Below are 1,481 nucleotides of genomic sequence, written 5' to 3'. Positions count from 1 at the left end.
AGAGCCAGTGCAAGCAAGCCAACGAGATGAACCACTTGCACTAAGTTTTGCGTGTGCGCTCATGATTTAGTCCTTTGTTGCTTCTGCAATCATTGAGTAGCAAAGATTGATTTGATTATCAGCCAAGTCACCTGTTTTACGTGCTTCAAAATTATTAAGCATAATTGACTTAATAATGTCACGATTTGCCACGTTGCGTTTTACAGCTTCTAAACAAAATGCCTGTAATGACTCACGAGTCATATTTGGAGCTTCTTTTGCCACTTCTGGTAAAAATGTTTCTTGTTCAGGTTCGGGAGTTTGTTCGATTTGTTGTGGTGGTGTAGGAGCTGATTGGCTATTAAAGAAACGCTCAAAATTAGCGTTTAACTCGTTGATTGCTTTTGTCAATTGACTGATTTCGTTTTCTAAGCTCATTTTAAGTTACCTTTTTGTTTGTTTGTGTGGATTTAATACTAGCATACTTTTTAAGAATGACGTATAGTTTTATCTACTTTTTACAAGCGTTAATTAAGGTGATTTATGAGAACACAAGAAGCGATTGAGCATTTTGGCGGTGTAACTAAATTAGCAGACGTTTTGGGCTTAACTCGTGATGCTATTTATAAATGGGGGGAATATCCACCAAACGAGACTCAATACAAAATCATGGTCATTAGTGGTGGCGCGTTAAGCGTGACAATAACGTATAAAAAAGAGAACAAAAATGACTGACTATAAAATCGCGGTGTCCTGTGGAAAAGGAATGGGAATAATTGAAAACAAGGTCAAGTCGTGGGCTGATATTGTTAAAAAGTTGACTCATCATGTTGAAGTCGCACAAAAAGAAAACGCTGGTTTTTTTCTCGGTGGCGCGTTTAGCGGTGAACATCGTGTTGATGAAGATTTATTGTGTCGCTCTTTATTGACTTTAGATATTGATGAATATCAAGGGGGTGATATTGACGATTTGAGTTTTGACATAGAGTTGTCGGGACTAGGTGCGTTTGTTGCTTATAGCACGCATCGTCATGTAAATAATGTTCCTCGTGTTCGCTTGGTATTGCCTTTGTCGCGTGAAGTGTCAAGTGATGAATATCGTGTTATCAGTCAAGCGTTTTGTAAAACATTAACGCTTTTTAAGTTTGACCCGTGTTCGTTCAAACCTAATCAATTTATGTTTTACCCATGTTGCCCTGTCGGTGGCGATAGATGGGTGATGGTGGGTGATGGTGATGCGGTCAATGTCGATTTGTTTTTAACAGATAAAGATGACGAATTGCTTTTTGACGTTGACGATGAATCAGACGATGATGATTTTACACGCGATTTGCCGCTAAATATGTCGGATGATGAGGTGCAAGGTTTATTGTTCGCCTATGAAGCGCAGGGGCTTGAATATGACGCATGGCTCAAGGTAGGGCAAGCATTACATCATCAATATCAAGGTAGTGATGTTGGTTTTGATTTGTGGGTGTCATGGTCGGCATTAAGTAGCAAAC

At 39.2% G+C, this 1,481-nt stretch carries 4 protein-coding genes; 2 read left to right on the top strand and 2 right to left on the bottom strand.

Annotated elements, in window-relative coordinates:
• The coding region (locus Q0212_RS16850; RefSeq protein WP_367176092.1) for a DUF2800 domain-containing protein at positions 1-63 on the bottom strand (63 nt) is incomplete at its 3' end.
• Between the two features lie 3 nt (positions 64-66).
• Positions 67-417, bottom strand: coding sequence for a hypothetical protein (locus Q0212_RS16590; RefSeq protein ID WP_297927596.1), 351 nt, complete (start codon positions 415-417; stop codon positions 67-69).
• 105 nt (positions 418-522) lie between these two features.
• Between Q0212_RS16590 and Q0212_RS16585 the strand changes: the two genes are divergently transcribed.
• Positions 523-714: a Cro/CI family transcriptional regulator gene (locus Q0212_RS16585; protein ID WP_297927594.1), complete on the top strand. Its 192-nt coding sequence runs from the start codon at positions 523-525 to the stop codon at positions 712-714.
• On the top strand, positions 707-1,481 hold a 775-nt coding region (locus Q0212_RS16580; RefSeq protein WP_297927592.1), incomplete at its 3' end, for a PriCT-2 domain-containing protein. The genes Q0212_RS16585 and Q0212_RS16580, both read left to right, overlap by 8 nt.

This window comes from uncultured Agitococcus sp., assembly GCF_937920075.1.
Classification (GTDB): Bacteria; Pseudomonadota; Gammaproteobacteria; order Pseudomonadales; family Moraxellaceae; genus Agitococcus.
This window is presented reverse-complemented; position numbering and strand designations above follow the sequence as displayed.

Bases quoted from the DNA above. Each gene is read 5' to 3' on its own strand.
- Q0212_RS16590 (WP_297927596.1), bottom strand. From the start codon at position 417: ATGAGCTTAGAAAACGAAATCAGTCAATTGACAAAAGCAATCAACGAG.
- Q0212_RS16585 (WP_297927594.1), top strand. From the start codon at position 523: ATGAGAACACAAGAAGCGATTGAGCATTTTGGCGGTGTAACTAAATTA.